Origin of the sequence: Algoriphagus lutimaris (assembly GCF_017051705.1) — a bacterium.
In the GTDB taxonomy this organism is placed as follows: domain Bacteria; phylum Bacteroidota; class Bacteroidia; order Cytophagales; family Cyclobacteriaceae; genus Algoriphagus; species Algoriphagus lutimaris.
Genome location: NZ_JAFIDJ010000008.1, coordinates 1 through 574 on the forward strand (window position 1 = coordinate 1; position 574 = coordinate 574).

The window sequence follows — 574 nt, forward strand, 5'->3', positions numbered from 1 at the left end:
AAATCTGCCTGAAATTCGGCGGACTGGACATCATCGTCAACAATGCTGGAATCTCCATCTCCAAACCTTTGGAGGAGCATACCGAAGAGGACTGGAACAAACTGCTGGACATCCTGGTCAAAGGACAGTTTGAAGTGTCACAACAGGGAGTGAAAATCCTCAAGCAGCAGGGTCTCGGAGGGGATATCATCAATATCGTCAGCAAAAACGCTTTGGTGGCAGGGCCTAAAAATGTGGCTTATGGCACAGCCAAGGCAGCACAGCTACACATGTCCAGGTTGATGGCGGCCGAACTCGGTGAGGACAAGATCCGAGTCAATGTGGTCAACCCGGATGCAGTCATCGAAAACTCCAACATCTGGGAAGGTGGATGGGCCGAAAACAGGGCCAAAGCCTATGGAATTGAAGTGAAGGACCTTCCTGCTTATTATGCAAACAGAACCTTACTAAAAGAAGCCGTAAAAACCTCAGACATCGCGGATGCAGCTTTTGCTTTCGTTTCCGGAATGCTCAATAAATCAACTGGAAACATGATCAATGTGGACGGTGGATTGGCTCCAGCTTTCCCTAGATA

Annotated in this window: 1 protein-coding gene; it reads left to right on the forward strand. The window is 48.6% G+C overall.

The window, feature by feature from the left end; all coding sequences use genetic code 11:
* Positions 1-574: SDR family oxidoreductase (locus tag JYB62_RS19560; protein ID WP_205647084.1), on the forward strand; the 574-nt coding region annotated here is incomplete at both ends.